The 18,358-nt window shown below is 52.0% G+C and carries 17 protein-coding genes and 1 other annotated feature (1 of these 18 cut by a window edge); all 17 genes read left to right on the top strand.

The annotated features are described in order from the left end of the window. Positions 1 to 101, top strand: a sequence feature (ribosomal protein L10 leader region); it begins 51 nt to the left of the window's first position. 51 nt (positions 102 to 152) lie between these two features. The 17 genes from rplJ (at position 153) to rplV (ending at position 18,357) form a co-directional block, all read left to right on the top strand. Then, entirely contained in the window at positions 153 to 653 is a 501-nt protein-coding gene (gene rplJ, locus GS3922_RS15155; protein ID WP_063167001.1) for a 50S ribosomal protein L10, read from the top strand. Between the two features lie 49 nt (positions 654 to 702). Beyond that, the gene (gene rplL, locus GS3922_RS15150; RefSeq protein ID WP_063167000.1) at positions 703 to 1,071 is read left to right on the top strand and encodes a 50S ribosomal protein L7/L12; all 369 of its coding nucleotides are present in this window, start codon (positions 703 to 705) and stop codon (positions 1,069 to 1,071) included. Positions 1,072 to 1,172: 101 nt separating this feature from the next. Continuing rightward, positions 1,173 to 1,781, top strand: coding sequence for a class I SAM-dependent methyltransferase (locus tag GS3922_RS15145; protein WP_236933429.1), 609 nt, complete (start codon positions 1,173 to 1,175; stop codon positions 1,779 to 1,781). A gap of 406 nt (positions 1,782 to 2,187) precedes the next feature. Then, positions 2,188 to 5,760 (top strand): DNA-directed RNA polymerase subunit beta, encoded by a 3,573-nt coding sequence (gene rpoB / locus GS3922_RS15140; protein ID WP_063166999.1) that lies wholly within the window; start codon positions 2,188 to 2,190, stop codon positions 5,758 to 5,760. Between the two features lie 111 nt (positions 5,761 to 5,871). Beyond that, positions 5,872 to 9,471, top strand: coding sequence for a DNA-directed RNA polymerase subunit beta' (gene rpoC, locus GS3922_RS15135; RefSeq protein ID WP_063166998.1), 3,600 nt, complete (start codon positions 5,872 to 5,874; stop codon positions 9,469 to 9,471). 136 nt (positions 9,472 to 9,607) lie between these two features. Further along, on the top strand, positions 9,608 to 9,856 hold the full coding sequence (locus GS3922_RS15130) for a 50S ribosomal protein L7ae-like protein (RefSeq protein WP_063166997.1): 249 nt from the start codon (positions 9,608 to 9,610) through the stop codon (positions 9,854 to 9,856). A 90-nt stretch (positions 9,857 to 9,946) separates the two neighbouring features. After that, positions 9,947 to 10,369, top strand: coding sequence for a 30S ribosomal protein S12 (gene rpsL / locus GS3922_RS15125; protein WP_020958355.1), 423 nt, complete (start codon positions 9,947 to 9,949; stop codon positions 10,367 to 10,369). 39 nt (positions 10,370 to 10,408) lie between these two features. Next, positions 10,409 to 10,879: a 30S ribosomal protein S7 gene (gene rpsG / locus GS3922_RS15120; RefSeq protein WP_063166996.1), complete on the top strand. Its 471-nt coding sequence runs from the start codon at positions 10,409 to 10,411 to the stop codon at positions 10,877 to 10,879. A 183-nt stretch (positions 10,880 to 11,062) separates the two neighbouring features. Beyond that, positions 11,063 to 13,141 carry an elongation factor G gene (gene fusA / locus GS3922_RS15115; protein WP_063166995.1) on the top strand — a complete coding sequence of 693 codons (2,079 nt, stop codon included), beginning with the start codon at positions 11,063 to 11,065 and terminating at the stop codon, positions 13,139 to 13,141. A 122-nt stretch (positions 13,142 to 13,263) separates the two neighbouring features. Next, positions 13,264 to 14,451 (top strand): elongation factor Tu, encoded by a 1,188-nt coding sequence (gene tuf / locus GS3922_RS15110; protein WP_063166994.1) that lies wholly within the window; start codon positions 13,264 to 13,266, stop codon positions 14,449 to 14,451. Positions 14,452 to 14,917: 466 nt separating this feature from the next. Then, entirely contained in the window at positions 14,918 to 15,226 is a 309-nt protein-coding gene (gene rpsJ / locus GS3922_RS15105; protein WP_008881945.1) for a 30S ribosomal protein S10, read from the top strand. 25 nt (positions 15,227 to 15,251) lie between these two features. Next, positions 15,252 to 15,887 carry a 50S ribosomal protein L3 gene (rplC, locus tag GS3922_RS15100; protein WP_063166993.1) on the top strand — a complete coding sequence of 212 codons (636 nt, stop codon included), beginning with the start codon at positions 15,252 to 15,254 and terminating at the stop codon, positions 15,885 to 15,887. 29 nt (positions 15,888 to 15,916) lie between these two features. Further along, positions 15,917 to 16,540 carry a 50S ribosomal protein L4 gene (gene rplD / locus GS3922_RS15095; protein ID WP_063166992.1) on the top strand — a complete coding sequence of 208 codons (624 nt, stop codon included), beginning with the start codon at positions 15,917 to 15,919 and terminating at the stop codon, positions 16,538 to 16,540. Continuing rightward, positions 16,540 to 16,827, top strand: coding sequence for a 50S ribosomal protein L23 (rplW, locus tag GS3922_RS15090; protein WP_008881942.1), 288 nt, complete (start codon positions 16,540 to 16,542; stop codon positions 16,825 to 16,827). The genes rplD and rplW overlap by 1 nt, the downstream gene beginning before the upstream one ends. A 27-nt stretch (positions 16,828 to 16,854) precedes the next feature. Continuing rightward, the gene (gene rplB, locus GS3922_RS15085; protein WP_063166991.1) at positions 16,855 to 17,685 is read left to right on the top strand and encodes a 50S ribosomal protein L2; all 831 of its coding nucleotides are present in this window, start codon (positions 16,855 to 16,857) and stop codon (positions 17,683 to 17,685) included. Positions 17,686 to 17,718: 33 nt separating this feature from the next. Next, a complete protein-coding gene (rpsS, locus tag GS3922_RS15080) occupies positions 17,719 to 17,997 on the top strand; it encodes a 30S ribosomal protein S19 (protein WP_003247570.1) in 279 nt (92 codons plus the stop codon). 18 nt (positions 17,998 to 18,015) lie between these two features. Continuing rightward, a complete protein-coding gene (rplV, locus tag GS3922_RS15075; protein ID WP_063166990.1) occupies positions 18,016 to 18,357 on the top strand; it encodes a 50S ribosomal protein L22 in 342 nt (113 codons plus the stop codon). The last annotated feature ends 1 nt before the right edge of the window (position 18,358 follow it).

Genomic DNA, 18,358 nt, shown 5'->3' with positions numbered 1-18,358 from the left:
TTCCTACCGAGGTATGTGGACGATAGACAGCGCGCCATCGATAGCGGCGCGTTGAACGATACCTCCATGTCTACGCGGCATGGGGGTTTTTTATTGAACCGCCAAACGGTATAAGTGGTATTCCACTATTTTCTTTGCAGGAGGTGCAGGACGTGTCGAGCGCGATTGAACTGAAAAAACAAGTGGTCGCTGAGATCGCGGATAAATTCCGTGCCAGCAAGGCGACCGTCATCGTCGATTACCGCGGCTTGAACGTGGCGGAAATGACCGAGCTGCGCAAACAGCTGCGCGAGGCAGGCATTGAGTTCAAAGTGTACAAAAACACGATGACCCGCCGGGCGCTCGCGGAAATCGGCCTGGAAGGATTGGATGAGGTGTTTACCGGCCCGAACGCCATCGCGTTCAGCAATGAAGATGTCGTAGCGCCGGCGAAAATTTTAAGCGACTTTGCGAAAACGCATGAGGCGTTGGAAATCAAAGGCGGCGTCATCGAAGGGAACGTCGCCAGCAAGGAAGAAATCGACGCCTTGGCAAAACTTCCGTCCCGCGAAGGGTTGCTCTCGATGTTGCTTAGCGTTCTTCAAGCCCCGATCCGCAACTTTGCGCTTGCGGTTAAAGCGGTGGCCGACAAACAAGAGGAACAAGGCGCGTAATGGCGCATATCGATGTGCATAACGAACATTACACAAGGAGGAAACGATGATGACAAAAGAACAAATCATTGAAGCAGTGAAAAATATGACGGTATTGGAATTAAATGAATTAGTAAAAGCCATCGAAGAAGAATTTGGCGTAACGGCTGCAGCTCCGGTTGTTGTCGCTGGCGGCGCAGCAGCTGGCGCTGAAGCAGCGGCTGAGAAAACAGAATTTGACGTCATCCTCGCTGACGCTGGCGCGCAAAAAATTAAAGTCATCAAAGTCGTTCGCGAAATCACTGGCCTCGGCTTGAAAGAAGCGAAAGACTTGGTTGACAATACGCCGAAACCGATCAAAGAAGCTGTTTCGAAAGAAGAAGCTGAAGAAATTAAAGCAAAACTTGAAGAAGTTGGCGCGAAAATTGAAGTGAAGTAATTGGCGTCGCTATAAAAAAAGAGGCTGGCCCGGGCAAGGGGCGGCCTCTTTTTTGTTACACTATATATCAGGAGCCAATGCGGCTTGCCGATAGAGGAGGGATGATGGTGAGCGAACATTATTACTCAGCGAATCCGACGTCCGAGCGAAATCCGCAAACGTGGACGTTTACGTTGCGCGGGCATGAGTTCCGCTTTATGACTGACAGCGGGGTGTTTTCAAAACGCGAGGTTGATTTCGGCACACGTTTACTGATTGAAACGTTTCAAGAACCGGACGTTGCCGGCGATTTGTTAGATGTCGGCTGCGGGTACGGTCCGATCGGGCTGGCCTTAGCCAAATCGTTTCCTAACCGGCGCGTCCAAATGATCGATGTGAATGAGCGGGCGCTGGAGCTGGCCGAAGCAAACAAACGGGCGAACGGCATCCATAATGCGAACATTTATAAAAGCGACTTGTTTTCGGAAGTGGGGGAACAGCGATTTGCGGCGGTGGTCACCAATCCGCCGATCCGGGCCGGCAAGCGGGTTGTTCATGCGATCTTTGAGCAAAGCCGGAACCACCTCGTTGATAGCGGGGAGCTATGGGTGGTCATTCAAAAGAAACAAGGTGCCCCATCCGCGCTGCAAAAGTTAAACGAATGGTTTGCCGCTGTTGAGGTCGTCGCGAAGAAAAAAGGATATTATATCATAAAGGCGAAAAAATGTTGACACCGTTTTTTTATTGTGGTAGTATTATAAAATGCTAAATATGCACATTTCCCGCGTAAAGGGGATGACGTATAATTTTGGATACAATGGAAAAAATGATAAAATCAATAAACAGCTAAACATATGGTTTTCTATTGGATAGAAACCATTTTCTTTTTTTCTCCATCCAACGCCTGGTTTCCTCGCGCCGGGAGCATGTTGAATCCCCTAAACGAAACGGCGGTGCCACAGCCAAGCCGTTTCCATCCGGACGGCGGGGGCCGGCCGCATGCATGCCTAGCGCTTTGCCCCGGAATGACGGAGCGGCCAGACCGTCTTGGCGGCATATTCCGCCAAGACGGGTGAATGGTTGCGATGTTCCGCTTCCGGTTTTCACTAATGTCTACATTTGAGGGGTGAATCACTCTTGACAGGCCGACTAGTTCAATACGGGCGACACCGCCAGCGAAGAAGTTATGCACGCATTAGCGAAGTGCTGGAATTGCCGAACTTAATTGAAATTCAGACGTCCTCCTATCAATGGTTTCTCGATGAAGGGCTGCGGGAAATGTTCAAGGAAATTTCCCCGATCGAAGACTTTTCCGGCAATCTTTCTCTTGAATTTATCGACTATAGCTTAGGGGAGCCGAAATACTCGGTTGAAGAGGCAAAAGAGCGCGATGTTACATATGCGGCGCCGCTTCGCGTGAAAGTTCGCCTCATCAATAAAGAGACGGGCGAAGTGAAAGAACAAGACGTATTTATGGGCGATTTTCCGCTCATGACGGAAACCGGCACGTTTATCATCAACGGAGCGGAACGCGTCATCGTCTCCCAGCTTGTCCGCTCGCCAAGCGTCTATTACAGCGATAAAGTCGATAAAAATGGGAAACGCGGCTATTCGGCGACAGTGATTCCAAACCGCGGCGCATGGCTTGAATATGAAACCGATGCGAAAGACGTCGTTTACGTCCGCATCGACCGCACCCGTAAACTGCCGGTTACGGTGCTTCTTCGTGCGCTTGGGTTCAGCTCCGACCAAGAAATCATCGACTTGCTCGGCGATAACGAATATTTGCGCAATACGCTCGAAAAAGATAATACCGACAGCACGGAAAAAGCGTTGATCGAAATTTATGAGCGCCTCCGTCCGGGCGAGCCGCCGACGCTCGAGAACGCGAAAAGTTTGCTCGCGTCGCGCTTTTTTGACCCGAAACGCTACGACCTGGCCAGCGTAGGGCGCTATAAAATCAACAAAAAACTTCATATTAAAAACCGCCTGTTTAACCAACGGCTGGCGGAAACGATTGCTGATCCGGAAACGGGAGAAGTCATCGCCGAAGCCGGAGCGATGATCGACCGCCGGACGTTGAACCGCCTGTTGCCGTATTTAGAAAAAGGCGCCGGGCTGCAGACGTACCGTCCGGCTGAAGGGGTGGCGGACGGGCAAATTTCGGTGCAAACGGTAAAAATCTATGCGCCCAATGACCCGGACAGTGAAAAAGTGATCAACGTCATCGGCAACGGTTTTATTGCCGAGGATGTGAAACATATTACACCGGCGGATATTATTGCGTCAATCAGCTACTTCTTTAACTTGCTTCACGGTGTCGGCGGTACGGATGATATCGACCATTTAGGCAACCGCCGCCTTCGTTCGGTTGGCGAACTGCTGCAAAACCAGTTCCGCATCGGCTTGTCGCGCATGGAACGCGTCGTGCGCGAGCGCATGTCGATCCAAGATACGAACACGATTACACCGCAGCAGCTGATCAACATCCGTCCGGTGATCGCGGCGATTAAGGAGTTTTTCGGCAGCTCGCAGCTGTCACAATTTATGGATCAGACGAACCCGTTGGCTGAACTGACGCATAAGCGCCGCCTGTCCGCGCTTGGCCCTGGCGGATTGACGCGCGAGCGTGCCGGGTTTGAGGTGCGCGACGTTCACTACTCGCACTACGGACGGATGTGCCCGATTGAGACGCCAGAAGGTCCGAACATCGGGTTGATCAACTCGCTGTCCACCTATGCGAAAGTGAACAAATTCGGCTTTATTGAAACACCATACCGACGCGTCGATCCAGAAACAGGGAGAGTCACAGATCAAATTGATTATTTAACGGCCGACGAAGAAGACAACTATGTCGTGGCGCAAGCGAACGTGCCACTTTCCGAAGACGGAACGTTCCTTGAAGAAAACGTCATCGCCCGTTTCCGCGGCGAAAACATTGTCGTCAAACGCGACCGCGTCGACTATATGGACGTTTCGCCAAAACAAGTCGTTTCGGCAGCGACGGCGTGCATTCCGTTTTTGGAAAACGACGACTCGAACCGCGCCTTGATGGGGGCGAACATGCAGCGCCAAGCGGTGCCGCTGCTCGAGCCGGAGGCGCCGATCGTCGGCACGGGGATGGAATATGTCTCGGCGAAAGATTCGGGAGCTGCTGTCATCTGCAAGCATCGTGGCATCGTCGAGCGCGTTGAGGCGAAAGAAATTTGGGTGCGCCGGCTCATTGAAGTGGACGGCAAAGAAGTGAAAGGTGATTTGGACAAATATCGGCTGCTCAAATTCATTCGCTCGAACCAAGGAACGTGCTATAACCAGCGGCCGATTGTGAAAAAAGGCGACATCGTTGAAAAAGGTGAAATTTTAGCTGACGGCCCATCGATGGACAAAGGGGAACTGGCGCTCGGCCGCAACGTGCTCGTCGCCTTTATGACGTGGGACGGTTACAACTACGAAGATGCGATCATCATGAGCGAACGGCTCGTCAAAGAAGACGTGTATACGTCGATCCATATTGAGGAATATGAGGCGGAATCGCGCGACACGAAGCTCGGCCCGGAAGAAATTACGCGCGACATCCCGAACGTCGGCGAGGACGCGCTGAAAAACTTGGATGAGCGCGGCATCGTCCGCATCGGTGCGGAAGTGAAAGACGGCGACTTGCTCGTCGGTAAAGTGACGCCAAAAGGGATGACTGAGCTGACGGCTGAGGAGCGGCTGCTGCACGCGATCTTCGGGGAAAAAGCGCGCGAGGTGCGCGATACATCGCTGCGTGTTCCCCATGGCGGCGGCGGCATTGTTCTGGACGTGAAAGTATTCAATCGCGAAGATGGCGATGAACTCCCGCCAGGCGTCAATCAGCTCGTCCGCGTCTACATTGTGCAAAAACGGAAAATTTCCGAGGGCGACAAAATGGCGGGGCGCCACGGAAACAAAGGGGTTATTTCCCGCATTCTTCCGGAGGAAGATATGCCGTTCTTGCCGGATGGCACGCCGGTCGATATTATGTTAAATCCGCTCGGCGTTCCGTCGCGGATGAACATCGGGCAAGTGTTTGAGCTGCATCTCGGCATGGCGGCGAGAAAGCTCGGTTTGCATATTGCTTCCCCGGTCTTTGACGGTGCAACGGAGGAGGATGTGTGGAACATTCTCGAAGAGGCCGGCCTAGCGCGCGATGCGAAAACTGTGCTGTATGACGGCCGGACGGGTGAACCGTTTGACAACCGCGTATCGGTCGGCATCATGTATATGATCAAGCTCGCCCATATGGTCGACGACAAGCTCCACGCCCGTTCAACCGGCCCGTATTCGCTCGTCACCCAGCAGCCGCTCGGCGGCAAGGCGCAGTTCGGTGGCCAGCGCTTTGGCGAGATGGAAGTATGGGCGCTTGAGGCGTACGGAGCGGCGTATACGCTGCAAGAAATTTTGACCGTCAAGTCCGACGATGTCGTCGGCCGCGTCAAAACGTACGAAGCGATCGTCAAAGGGGAAAACATTCCGGAGCCGGGTGTGCCGGAGTCGTTTAAAGTGTTGATTAAAGAGCTGCAAAGCTTAGGCATGGACGTCACGATTTTGACGAGCGACGAACAAGAAATCAACATGGAAAACTTTGATGATGACGACGACCATGCACCGGATGCCATTATGGTAGACGTGAAACCGATCGAATCGGAAGAAGTCGACGAAGAAAAAGACGCGGTGACGAAAGAGTAACCGGCAATGGCGGCTAGGCGGGGAGCGTTCCCCGCCATAGGCCGTTAAAGCGAACGGATGGCGAACAAGCCACGGAGTAAAACCGACGGATCAAAGAGGGAGGTATACCCCTTGCTAGATGTCAATAAGTTTGAGTACATGAAAATCGGGCTCGCTTCCCCGGAGAAAATTCGTTCCTGGTCGTACGGTGAGGTCAAAAAACCGGAAACGATCAACTATCGGACGTTAAAGCCGGAAAAAGACGGCCTGTTTTGCGAGCGCATTTTCGGCCCGACGAAAGACTGGGAGTGCCATTGCGGCAAGTATAAGCGCGTCCGCTACAAAGGCGTCGTGTGCGACCGCTGCGGCGTCGAAGTGACGCGTTCAAAAGTCCGCCGCGAACGGATGGGTCATATCGAGCTCGCCGCCCCGGTTTCGCACATTTGGTATTTCAAAGGCATCCCGAGCCGGATGGGCCTTGTACTTGACATGTCGCCCCGGGCGCTTGAGGAAGTGATTTACTTTGCTTCGTACGTCGTCACCGACCCGGGCGATACGCCGCTTGAGAAAAAACAGCTGCTATCGGAAAAAGAATACCGCGCCTATCGCGAAAAATATGGCCAATCGTTTCAGGCGTCGATGGGGGCTGAGGCGATTAAAAAGCTGCTCCAAGACATTGACTTGGATAAAGAAGTGGCCACGCTGAAGGAAGAGCTGAAAACAGCGCAAGGGCAACGGCGCGCCCGCATTATTAAACGGCTTGAGGTGCTTGAGTCGTTCCGCAGCTCAGGGAACGACCCGGCTTGGATGGTGCTTGATGTGCTGCCAGTCATTCCGCCGGAACTCCGTCCGATGGTTCAGCTCGATGGCGGACGGTTTGCGACATCGGACTTAAACGACTTATACCGCCGTGTCATTAACCGCAACAATCGCTTGAAACGGTTGCTTGACCTTGGCGCACCGAACATTATCGTTCAAAACGAGAAACGGATGCTGCAAGAGGCCGTCGATGCGTTGATCGACAACGGCCGCCGCGGCCGCCCGGTGACCGGGCCGGGGAACCGTCCGTTAAAGTCGCTTTCCCACATGCTGAAAGGAAAGCAAGGACGCTTCCGGCAAAACTTGCTCGGCAAGCGGGTCGACTATTCTGGCCGTTCCGTCATTGTCGTCGGTCCGAACTTAAAAATGTATCAATGCGGACTGCCGAAAGAAATGGCGCTCGAGCTGTTTAAGCCGTTTGTCATGAAGGAGCTCGTTGAGCGGGGCTTGGCGCACAACATTAAAAGCGCGAAACGGAAAATTGAGCGCGTGCATCCTGAAGTATGGGATGTGCTCGAGGATGTCATTAAAGAACATCCGGTGCTGTTAAACCGCGCCCCGACGCTTCATCGCCTCGGCATTCAGGCGTTTGAGCCGACGCTTGTCGAAGGGCGGGCGATCCGTCTTCATCCGCTCGTTTGTACGGCGTACAACGCTGACTTTGACGGCGATCAAATGGCGGTGCACGTGCCGCTGTCAGCCGAAGCGCAAGCGGAAGCGCGCCTGTTGATGCTGGCGGCGCAAAACATTTTGAACCCGAAAGATGGGAAACCGGTCGTTACGCCTTCGCAAGACATGGTTTTAGGAAACTATTACTTGACGATGGAACGCGAAGGGGCGGTCGGCGAAGGCATGGTATTCAAGGATACAGACGAGGCGCTGCTTGCCTACCATAACGGCTATGTCCATCTCCATTCGCGCATCGCCATCCATGCCGGTTCGCTGAAAAACGAAACGTTTACCGAGGAACAAAACAACAAGCTGCTCTTGACAACCGTCGGGAAGCTCATTTTCAACGAAATTTTGCCGAAGTCGTTCCCGTACATTAACGAGCCGACGACGGAAAATATTGAAGGGCGGACACCGGATAAGTACTTCCTGGACAAAGGGGTCGACGTGCGTGAAGAGATCCGCAAGCGCGAACTCGTGCCGCCGTTTAAGAAAAAAGTGCTTGGGCAAATTATCGCCGAAGTATTCAAGCGGTTCAAAATTACTGAAACATCAAAGATGCTTGACCGCATGAAAGATCTCGGTTTCCAATACTCAACGAAAGCCGGCATTACGATCGGCGTTGCCGACATCGTCGTTTTGCCGGAAAAACAGGAAATTTTGGATGAAGCCCAGGCGAAAGTCGACACGGTTTTGAAGCAGTTCCGCCGCGGGTTGATTACCGACGAAGAGCGGTATGAGCGCGTCATCTCTGTTTGGAGCGCGGCGAAAGATAAAATCCAAGACTTGTTGATGAAGTCGCTTGATAAGCGCAACCCGATCTTTATGATGAGCGATTCTGGGGCGCGCGGTAACGCCTCGAACTTTACACAGCTTGCGGGGATGCGCGGCTTAATGGCCAACCCTGCCGGCCGGATTATCGAGCTGCCGATCAAATCGTCGTTCCGTGAAGGCTTAACGGTATTGGAATACTTTATCTCGACACACGGCGCGCGGAAAGGGTTGGCGGATACGGCGTTGAAAACGGCCGACTCAGGCTATCTCACGAGACGTCTCGTTGACGTGGCGCAAGATGTCATCGTCCGCGAAGAAGATTGTGGCACCGACCGCGGCATTTTAGCGCGGGCGTTAACGGATGGCACGGAAGTCGTCGTCAAGCTTGAAGAACGGCTTGTCGGCCGCTATGCGCACAAGACGGTGCACCATCCGGAAACGGGGGAAGTGATCGTCCGCAAAGGTGAAATGATTACAGAAGATATCGCTAATGAGATCATCAAGGCCGGCATTACAGAAGTATGGATTCGCTCCGTCTTCGCCTGCAACACGCGTCATGGCGTGTGCAAAAAATGCTACGGCCGCAACATGGCGACCGGCATGGACGTCGAAGTCGGCGAGGCGGTCGGCATTATCGCTGCCCAATCAATCGGCGAGCCGGGCACGCAGCTGACGATGCGGACGTTCCATACAGGCGGCGTCGCCGGGGACGATATCACTCAAGGTTTGCCGCGGGTGCAAGAGCTGTTTGAAGCGCGCAACCCGAAAGGGCAAGCGGTCATTTCGGAAATTGACGGCACGGTCATTTCGATTAATGAAACGCGTGACAATCAGTACGAAATTGTCGTGCAAAGCGAAGTCGAGACGCGCTCCTATGTGGCTCCGTACAATGCGCGTCTGAAAGTCGAAGAAGGCCAGCACGTCGAACGCGGCCAAGAGCTGACGGAAGGTTCGGTCGACCCGAAACAGCTGTTGCGCGTGCGCGATATTACGTCCGTCCAAGAATACTTGCTCCGTGAAGTGCAAAAAGTGTACCGGATGCAAGGGGTCGAAATTAGCGATAAGCATATTGAGGTCATGGTGCGGCAAATGTTGCGCAAAGTGCGCGTGATCGATGCCGGCGATACGGATGTGCTGCCAGGCACGCTTTTGGACGTTCATCAGTTCACGGATGTCAACGCTCAAGCCATCCGCGAAGGAAAGCGGCCGGCAACAGCTCGTCCGGTGCTGCTCGGTATTACGAAGGCGTCGCTTGAAACGGATTCGTTCTTGTCAGCGGCTTCGTTCCAAGAAACGACACGCGTCCTGACCGATGCGGCGATCAAAGGAAAACGGGATGAGCTGCTCGGCTTGAAAGAAAACGTCATTATCGGCAAACTCGTCCCAGCCGGAACAGGCATGGCCCGCTATCGCAACGTGAAGCCTGCCGTCAAGAAGGAAACGGCTGGCGATACCGTTCCGTCTAAATAAAAAGCTACCAGGATGGTCGGCTAAGGTGTTCTTGGCCGGCCCTTCCTTAATGAAAAAATCCAGTTGACAACGGACAGAGAAAATGGTAGTCTAATAAAGGTGTTCCAACAACCTGGTACTTTGGAGGATATGTTACATGTCTTATGAAAAAGTATTACAGGCTGGGAAAATCGTCATTGGAACCAAACAAACGATAAGGGCTTTAAAGGAAGGGAAGGCAACGGAAGTGATCGTAGCGGTAGATGCCGACTCGCCGATCATCGAAAAAGTGACGGCGGCAGCCAATGAGGCGAACGTGCCAGTCACAAAAGTCGATTCGATGAAAAAACTCGGCAAGGCATGCAAAATCCAAGTCGGCGCAGCTGCGGTGGCGATCCTTCGTTGATTGCTTTGCCTTTAAAACCTTTGTTTGCATAAACGATGAACCACCTGGATATGTGGGCTTAAACGATGCATGTGAAAGGAGGATTTTTTCATGCCTACAATTAACCAATTAGTCCGCAAAGGACGCGAGAAAAAAGTATTTAAGTCGAAGTCCCCTGCGTTGAACAAAGGGTACAACAGCTTCAAAAAAGAACAAACGAACGTGTCGTCTCCGCAAAAGCGCGGCGTATGCACGCGTGTCGGCACGATGACGCCGAAAAAACCGAACTCGGCTCTCCGGAAATACGCTCGTGTCCGCCTGACGAACGGGATTGAAGTGACGGCTTACATCCCGGGGATCGGCCACAACTTGCAAGAACACAGCGTCGTGCTCATCCGCGGCGGACGTGTGAAAGACTTGCCAGGGGTGCGCTACCATATCGTCCGCGGTGCATTGGATACAGCCGGCGTAGCAAACCGGATGCAAGGCCGTTCGAAATACGGCGCGAAAAAGCCAAAAGCAGCGAAAAAATAATGAAGCGAAGAGAATGTTTTCCTGAAGGGAGGAAAAACTATGCCACGTAGAGGCCCTGTTGCTAAACGTGACGTATTGCCAGATCCGATTTACAACTCGAAGCTTGTCACCCGTTTGATCAATAAAATTATGGTTGACGGAAAAAAATCGAAAGCACAAAAAATTCTTTACACTGCTTTTGATATTATCCGTGAACGCACGGGTAAAGATCCAATGGAAGTATTCGAGCAAGCGTTGAAAAACGTTATGCCGGTATTGGAAGTGCGCGCTCGCCGCGTCGGTGGGGCGAACTACCAAGTTCCGGTCGAAGTCCGTCCGGACCGCCGCGTTTCCCTCGGATTGCGCTGGCTCGTGCAATATTCCCGCCTTCGCGGTGAAAAAACGATGGAAGAACGCTTGGCGAACGAGATCATGGACGCCGCCAACAACACAGGCGCATCGGTGAAAAAACGCGAAGATACGCATAAAATGGCTGAAGCGAACAAAGCGTTTGCCCATTACCGCTGGTAAGGAGCGCTGCCTTAAGGGAATAGGTGAGAAGGCACGACTGATGCTGCCTGTTCACCTATCTTCCTATATATTGTGGCCCTTCCGGCTGCGTGCTGTATAACTTCTCTAAAAAAGAGATTGCGCCATAGATGGCGACGCCATCTGCTTATATTTTATTTTGTAAGGAAGGAGAAAATAACCACTATGGCAAGAGAGTTCTCCTTAGAAAACACTCGCAACATAGGGATCATGGCGCACATTGACGCCGGGAAAACGACGACGACGGAACGGATCTTGTTCTACACAGGCCGCGTTCATAAAATCGGGGAAGTGCACGAAGGCGCAGCCACGATGGACTGGATGGAGCAAGAGCAAGAACGCGGGATTACGATTACGTCGGCGGCGACAACGGCGCAATGGAAAGGCCATCGCATCAACATCATCGACACGCCGGGGCACGTCGACTTCACGGTTGAGGTTGAACGTTCGTTGCGCGTGTTGGACGGAGCCATTACAGTTCTTGATGCCCAATCCGGCGTAGAACCGCAAACGGAAACGGTCTGGCGTCAAGCGACCACATACGGTGTTCCGCGGATCGTATTCGTCAACAAAATGGACAAAATCGGCGCGGACTTCTTGTATGCGGTAAAAACGCTCCATGACCGTCTGCAAGCGAACGCTCATCCGGTGCAGCTGCCGATCGGCGCTGAAGATCAATTCACCGGCATTATCGACCTTGTCGAAATGTGCGCGTATCATTACCACGATGAGCTCGGCAAAAACATTGAGCGCATCGAAATTCCGGAAGACTACCGCGACTTGGCGGAAGAATATCACGGCAAACTCATTGAGGCCGTTGCGGAACTCGATGAAGAGCTGATGATGAAATATTTAGAAGGGGAAGAAATTACGAAAGAAGAGCTGAAAGCCGCGATCCGTAAAGCGACGATCAGCGTTGAATTCTACCCGGTTTTCTGCGGTTCGGCCTTTAAAAACAAAGGTGTTCAGCTGCTTCTTGACGGGGTTGTCGACTACTTGCCGTCTCCGGTAGACATTCCGGCGATTCGCGGCATCATTCCGGATACGGAAGAAGAAGTGACTCGCGAAGCGCGTGACGACGCTCCGTTTGCGGCGCTGGCGTTCAAAATCATGACTGACCCGTACGTCGGGAAATTGACGTTCTTCCGCGTCTACTCTGGAACGCTCGATTCCGGTTCGTACGTCATGAACTCGACGAAACGCAAACGTGAACGGATCGGCCGCTTGCTGCAAATGCACGCGAACCACCGTCAAGAAATCTCAACAGTCTATGCCGGCGACATTGCGGCGGCCGTAGGTTTAAAAGAAACAACGACCGGCGATACTCTTTGTGATGAGAAAAATCTCGTCATCCTTGAGTCGATGCAATTCCCAGAGCCGGTTATTTCGGTGGCGATCGAACCGAAATCGAAAGCCGATCAAGACAAGATGGGTCAAGCGCTGCAAAAACTGCAAGAGGAAGACCCGACGTTCCGTGCGCATACCGATCCGGAAACAGGACAAACGATCATTTCCGGGATGGGCGAGCTGCACCTCGACATTATCGTCGATCGGATGCGCCGCGAATTCAAAGTCGAAGCGAACGTCGGTGCGCCGCAAGTTGCTTACCGTGAAACGTTCCGCAAGTCGGCGCAAGTTGAAGGCAAGTTCATTCGCCAGTCCGGCGGTCGCGGTCAATACGGTCACGTTTGGATCGAATTCTCGCCGAACGAGCGCGGCAAAGGCTTTGAATTTGAAAATGCCATCGTCGGCGGGGTCGTTCCGAAAGAGTACGTGCCGGCCGTTCAAGCTGGATTGGAAGAAGCGATGCAAAACGGCGTCTTAGCCGGCTATCCGGTTGTCGACGTTAAGGCGAAACTGTTCGACGGATCGTACCACGATGTCGACTCGAGTGAGATGGCGTTCAAAATTGCCGCTTCGTTGGCGCTGAAAAACGCTGCAACGAAGTGTGACCCGGTTCTGCTTGAGCCGATTATGAAAGTGGAAGTCGTCATCCCTGAGGAATACCTCGGTGACATTATGGGTGACATCACATCCCGCCGCGGCCGCGTCGAAGGGATGGAGGCGCGCGGGAACGCCCAAGTTGTTCGTGCTATGGTTCCGCTGGCCGAAATGTTCGGTTATGCGACATCGCTCCGTTCGAACACACAAGGGCGCGGAACGTTCTCGATGGTGTTTGACCATTACGAAGAAGTTCCGAAAAACATCGCCGATGAAATTATCAAAAAAAATAAAGGCGAATAATTGATTTCTCTTGCTAGTTTCGCTATAAATACTTATGTAAGACTTGGGAACATTTTGTTCCCAAGCATCCTATACTTACTTAACTATATCAATCCATATTTTATTTAAGGAGGATCTTTCTCATGGCTAAAGCGAAATTTGAGCGTACGAAACCGCACGTCAACATTGGCACGATCGGCCACGTTGACCATGGGAAAACGACGTTGACAGCTGCGATCACAACAGTTCTTGCGAAACAAGGGAAAGCGGAAGCAAGAGCGTACGACCAAATCGACGCAGCTCCGGAAGAGCGTGAACGCGGAATCACGATTTCGACAGCGCACGTTGAGTATGAAACGGACGCTCGTCACTATGCGCACGTTGACTGCCCAGGCCACGCTGACTACGTCAAAAACATGATCACGGGCGCAGCGCAAATGGACGGCGCGATCCTTGTTGTATCGGCTGCTGACGGTCCGATGCCGCAAACGCGCGAACACATTCTTCTCTCCCGCCAAGTCGGTGTACCGTACATCGTTGTTTTCTTGAACAAATGCGACATGGTGGACGATGAAGAATTGCTTGAACTCGTTGAAATGGAAGTTCGCGATCTTCTCTCTGAATACGACTTCCCGGGCGACGAAGTGCCGGTCATCAAAGGTTCGGCATTAAAAGCACTCGAAGGCGACCCGCAATGGGAAGAAAAAATCATTGAACTGATGAACGCGGTTGACGAGTACATCCCGACTCCGCAACGTGAAGTAGACAAACCATTCATGATGCCGGTTGAGGACGTTTTCTCGATCACAGGCCGCGGTACGGTTGCGACGGGCCGTGTTGAGCGCGGTACGTTAAAAGTCGGCGACCCGGTTGAAATCATCGGTCTTTCGGACGAGCCGAAAACGACGACGGTTACGGGTGTAGAAATGTTCCGTAAGCTGCTTGACCAAGCGGAAGCTGGCGACAACATCGGTGCGCTTCTCCGCGGTGTATCGCGTGACGAAGTTGAGCGCGGCCAAGTATTGGCGAAACCGGGCTCGATCACGCCGCACACGAAATTTAAAGCGCAAGTTTACGTTCTGACGAAAGAAGAAGGCGGACGCCATACTCCGTTCTTCTCGAACTACCGTCCGCAATTCTACTTCCGTACAACGGACGTAACGGGCATCATCACGCTTCCGGAAGGCGTAGAAATGGTTATGCCTGGCGACAACGTTGAAATGACGGTTGAACTGATCGCTCCGATCGCGATCGAGGAAGGAACAAAATTCTCGATCCGTGAAGGCGGCCGCACGGTTGGTGCTGGTTCCGTATCGGAAATCATTGAGTAATTGAATGAAAAAGGATGTCCAGCAACTGGACATCCTTTTTCTTTTGACTGTTCACTTTGGCTATAAAATTTTTCTCTTCGCCTAAGTCTAAGAAGGGATGATTTAATCTGCGGCGGCGGTTGTATCATTCAACCTCGTTCTATATCGTCTATATCGGAAATGATCTTGAACAGCGGCGGCATGGCGAGGGCGCTCTTTTTTCTTTTGGCGGCGTCTTTTCCAAATCCCACCGCCTACGCATCGTGTTGAAAACGACGCGGCCGCTATGTATAATGAAGAAGTGCGGGAAAAGCGAAGAAATGACTTGCAATCTCGCTTACATACGAGTATAATATCAAATGTTGGTCTTTGACTGCGATGAAGCGGAAGGTTGCTGACACACCCGGCCGCTTTGCCACGGCCATGTGCGGGAAATTTCCGCGGAGAAGTCTATTTTCAAAATAGGCGAAGAAGGAGGGAAAACCAAATGGCAAAAGAAAAAATTCGCATTCGTTTAAAAGCTTATGATCATCGGATTTTAGACCAATCGGCGGAGAAAATCGTCGAAACCGCAAAACGTTCTGGAGCAAAGGTGTCGGGTCCGATCCCGCTGCCGACGGAAAGAACGGTCTATACGATTTTGCGTGCCGTTCACAAGTACAAAGACTCCCGTGAACAATTTGAAATGCGGACACATAAACGTTTGATCGACATCATTAATCCGACTCCGCAAACGGTGGATTCGTTAATGCGGTTAGATTTGCCGTCGGGCGTTGATATTGAAATTAAACTGTAATCTAGTCGACTAGGAGGTGTGACAAATGACGAAAGGAATCTTAGGAAGAAAAATCGGTATGACGCAAGTATTTGCGGAAAACGGCGATTTGATTCCGGTAACCGTCATCGAAGCGACGCCGAACGTCGTGCTGCAAAAGAAAACGATCGAAAACGACGGTTACGAAGCGATTCAATTAGGTTTTGAAGATGTAAGCGTAAAACGCGCCAACAAACCGCAAATCGGCCATGCTGCCAAAGCAAATACGGCACCTAAGCGCTTCATTCGTGAAATCCGCGGCGCCAACGTGGATGAATATGAAGTTGGCCAAGAAGTAAAAGTTGACATTTTCAGTGAAGGCGACATCGTCGATGTCACGGGCATTTCCAAAGGGAAAGGCTTCCAAGGCGTTATTAAACGTCACGGCCAATCGCGCGGACCAATGGCTCACGGTTCCCGTTACCATCGTCGTCCAGGTTCGATGGGGGCGATCGCGCCGAACCGCGTATTTAAAACGAAAAACCTGCCAGGCCGCACAGGCGGTGAGCGGGTCACGATCCAAAACTTGAAAATTGTCAAAGTTGACCCGGAACGCAACTTGCTGCTCATTAAAGGCAACGTACCAGGCCCGAGAAAAGGGTTAGTCATCGTGAAAAGCGCCGTTAAAGCGAAGGCGAAATAACACTTGGCCAAGAAAGGAGGAACTACGTAATGCCAAAAGTAGCATTATATAACCAAAACGGTCAGACGATCGGAGAAATCGAATTAAACGATGCCGTTTTTGGGATTGAACCGAATAAACACGTATTGTTCGAAGCAGTCATTATGCAACGCGCCTCGATGCGCCAAGGAACACACAAAACGAAAAATCGCGCTGAAGTGAGCGGCGGCGGCCGCAAACCATGGCGTCAAAAAGGGACTGGACGCGCCCGTCAAGGTTCGATTCGCGCTCCGCAATGGCGCGGCGGCGGTACGGTCTTTGGTCCGGTTCCGCGCGACTACAGCTACAAACTGCCGAAAAAAGTTCGCCGTTTAGCCATTAAATCGGCACTGTCTTCGAAAGTGCTGGAAAACGACATTGTTGTATTGGACCAACTGTCGCTTGAAGCACCGAAAACGAAAGAAATGGTAAAAATTTTAACTAACCTCGCGGTTGACCGGAAGGCGCTCATTGTGACCGACGAGCTGAACGAAAACGTTTATTTGTCGGCGCGCAACATCCCGGGCGTCAAAGTCGTTTCTGCCAACGGCATCAACGTGCTTGACGTGTTAAACCACGACAAGCTCGTCATTACGAAGGCGGCCGTGGAGAAAGTAGAGGAGGTGCTTGCATAATGAAAGACCCTCGCGACATTATTAAGCGCCCCATCATCACGGAAAATACGATGAACTTGGTCGGGCAACGGAAATATACGTTTGAAGTGGACGTCAAAGCGAACAAAACGGAAGTGAAAGACGCTGTTGAGAAAATCTTTGGCGTCAAAGTTGAGAAAGTCAACATTATGAACTATAAAGGGAAATTTAAACGCGTCGGCCGTTACAGCGGCTACACGAACCGCCGCCGCAAAGCGATCGTAACGCTGACGCCGGACAGCAAAGAAATCGAACTGTTCGAAGTGTAATATTCATGACGAAGGAGGGACATACCGATGGCGATTAAAAAGTATAAACCGACATCGAACGGCCGTCGCGGCATGACGGTGCTTGATTTCTCGGAAATTACGACAGATCAGCCGGAAAAATCGCTGCTTGCCCCGTTGAAGAAAAAAGCGGGCCGCAACAACCAAGGGAAAATCACGGTTCGCCATCAAGGCGGTGGCCATAAGCGCCAATACCGGATTATCGATTTTAAACGTGACAAAGACGGAATTCCTGGACGCGTTGCTACGATCGAATACGATCCGAACCGTTCGGCGAATATTGCACTCATCAACTATGCTGACGGCGAGAAACGCTACATTCTCGCGCCGAAAAACTTAAAAGTCGGCATGGAAATCATGTCCGGCCCGGACGCAGACATTAAAGTTGGCAATGCGCTGCCGCTTGAGAACATTCCGGTCGGTACGCTCGTCCACAACATCGAGCTGAAACCAGGCCGTGGCGGTCAATTGGTGCGTGCAGCCGGCACATCGGCGCAAGTGCTCGGGAAAGAGGGTAAATACGTTATCATTCGTTTAGCTTCTGGCGAAGTGCGCATGATTTTAGGCAAATGCCGTGCCACAGTCGGTGAAGTAGGCAACGAGCAACACGAACTTGTCAACATCGGGAAAGCAGGGCGCGCTCGCTGGTTAGGCATCCGCCCGACAGTTCGCGGTTCGGTTATGAACCCGGTTGATCACCCGCACGGCGGTGGTGAAGGGAAAGCACCGATCGGACGCAAATCGCCGATGACGCCATGGGGCAAACCGACGCTCGGATACAAAACGCGCAAAAAGAAAAACAAATCGGATAAATTCATCGTCCGTCGCCGCAAGAAGTAATGAACGAGTGCAATTAAGAAGGGAGGTTCACTTATGGGTCGCAGCTTGAAAAAAGGTCCATTTTGCGATGAACATTTGATGAAAAAAATTGAAAAGCTCAATGAAACTGGGCAAAAACAAGTGATCAAAACATGGTCTCGCCGTTCGACGATCTTCCCGCAGTTTGTCGGCCATACGATCGCCGTATATGACGGCCGCAAACATGTACCGGTCTACATTACAGAGGACATGGTCGGGCATAAACTTGGTGAATTTGCGCCGACGCGCACGTTCCGCGGCCATGCCGGCGATGACAAGAAAACAAAACGGTAATGAGAGGAGGTTCTGAATATGCAAGCTAAAGCTGTTGCGAGAACCGTTCGCATCGCCCCTCGTAAAGCGCGGTTAGTCATTGATTTGATCCGCGGGAAAGAAGTCGGTGAAGCGTTCGCCATTTTGCGTCACACGCCGAAAGCCGCTTCCCCGATCATCGAGAAAGTGTTGAAATCGGCTGTTGCCAACGCTGAACATAACTATGACATGGACATCAACAACTTAGTTGTTTCTCAAGCGTACGTAGATGAAGGCCCGACGCTGAAACGTTTCCGTCCGCGCGCGATGGGACGGGCAAGCGCCATTAATAAACGCACAAGCCACATTACAATCGTCGTTTCAGAAAAGAAGGAGGGATAAT

Origin of the sequence: Geobacillus subterraneus, assembly GCF_001618685.1 — a bacterium.
Lineage (GTDB): Bacteria > Bacillota > Bacilli > Bacillales > Anoxybacillaceae > Geobacillus > Geobacillus subterraneus.
The sequence above is the reverse complement of the archived record's forward strand: the minus strand, read 5'-3'. Positions and strand labels throughout refer to the sequence as shown.

Excerpts from the sequence above, each read along its gene's own strand:
- rplL (WP_063167000.1), top strand. The coding sequence starts at position 703 with ATGACAAAAGAACAAATCATTGAAGCAGTGAAAAATATGACGGTATTG.
- GS3922_RS15145 (WP_236933429.1), top strand. The coding sequence starts at position 1,173 with ATGATGGTGAGCGAACATTATTACTCAGCGAATCCGACGTCCGAGCGA.
- GS3922_RS15130 (WP_063166997.1), top strand. The coding sequence starts at position 9,608 with ATGTCTTATGAAAAAGTATTACAGGCTGGGAAAATCGTCATTGGAACC.
- rpsL (WP_020958355.1), top strand. The coding sequence starts at position 9,947 with ATGCCTACAATTAACCAATTAGTCCGCAAAGGACGCGAGAAAAAAGTA.
- rpsG (WP_063166996.1), top strand. The coding sequence starts at position 10,409 with ATGCCACGTAGAGGCCCTGTTGCTAAACGTGACGTATTGCCAGATCCG.
- fusA (WP_063166995.1), top strand. The coding sequence starts at position 11,063 with ATGGCAAGAGAGTTCTCCTTAGAAAACACTCGCAACATAGGGATCATG.
- tuf (WP_063166994.1), top strand. The coding sequence starts at position 13,264 with ATGGCTAAAGCGAAATTTGAGCGTACGAAACCGCACGTCAACATTGGC.
- rpsJ (WP_008881945.1), top strand. The coding sequence starts at position 14,918 with ATGGCAAAAGAAAAAATTCGCATTCGTTTAAAAGCTTATGATCATCGG.
- rplC (WP_063166993.1), top strand. The coding sequence starts at position 15,252 with ATGACGAAAGGAATCTTAGGAAGAAAAATCGGTATGACGCAAGTATTT.
- rplD (WP_063166992.1), top strand. The coding sequence starts at position 15,917 with ATGCCAAAAGTAGCATTATATAACCAAAACGGTCAGACGATCGGAGAA.
- rplW (WP_008881942.1), top strand. The coding sequence starts at position 16,540 with ATGAAAGACCCTCGCGACATTATTAAGCGCCCCATCATCACGGAAAAT.
- rplB (WP_063166991.1), top strand. The coding sequence starts at position 16,855 with ATGGCGATTAAAAAGTATAAACCGACATCGAACGGCCGTCGCGGCATG.
- rpsS (WP_003247570.1), top strand. The coding sequence starts at position 17,719 with ATGGGTCGCAGCTTGAAAAAAGGTCCATTTTGCGATGAACATTTGATG.
- rplV (WP_063166990.1), top strand. The coding sequence starts at position 18,016 with ATGCAAGCTAAAGCTGTTGCGAGAACCGTTCGCATCGCCCCTCGTAAA.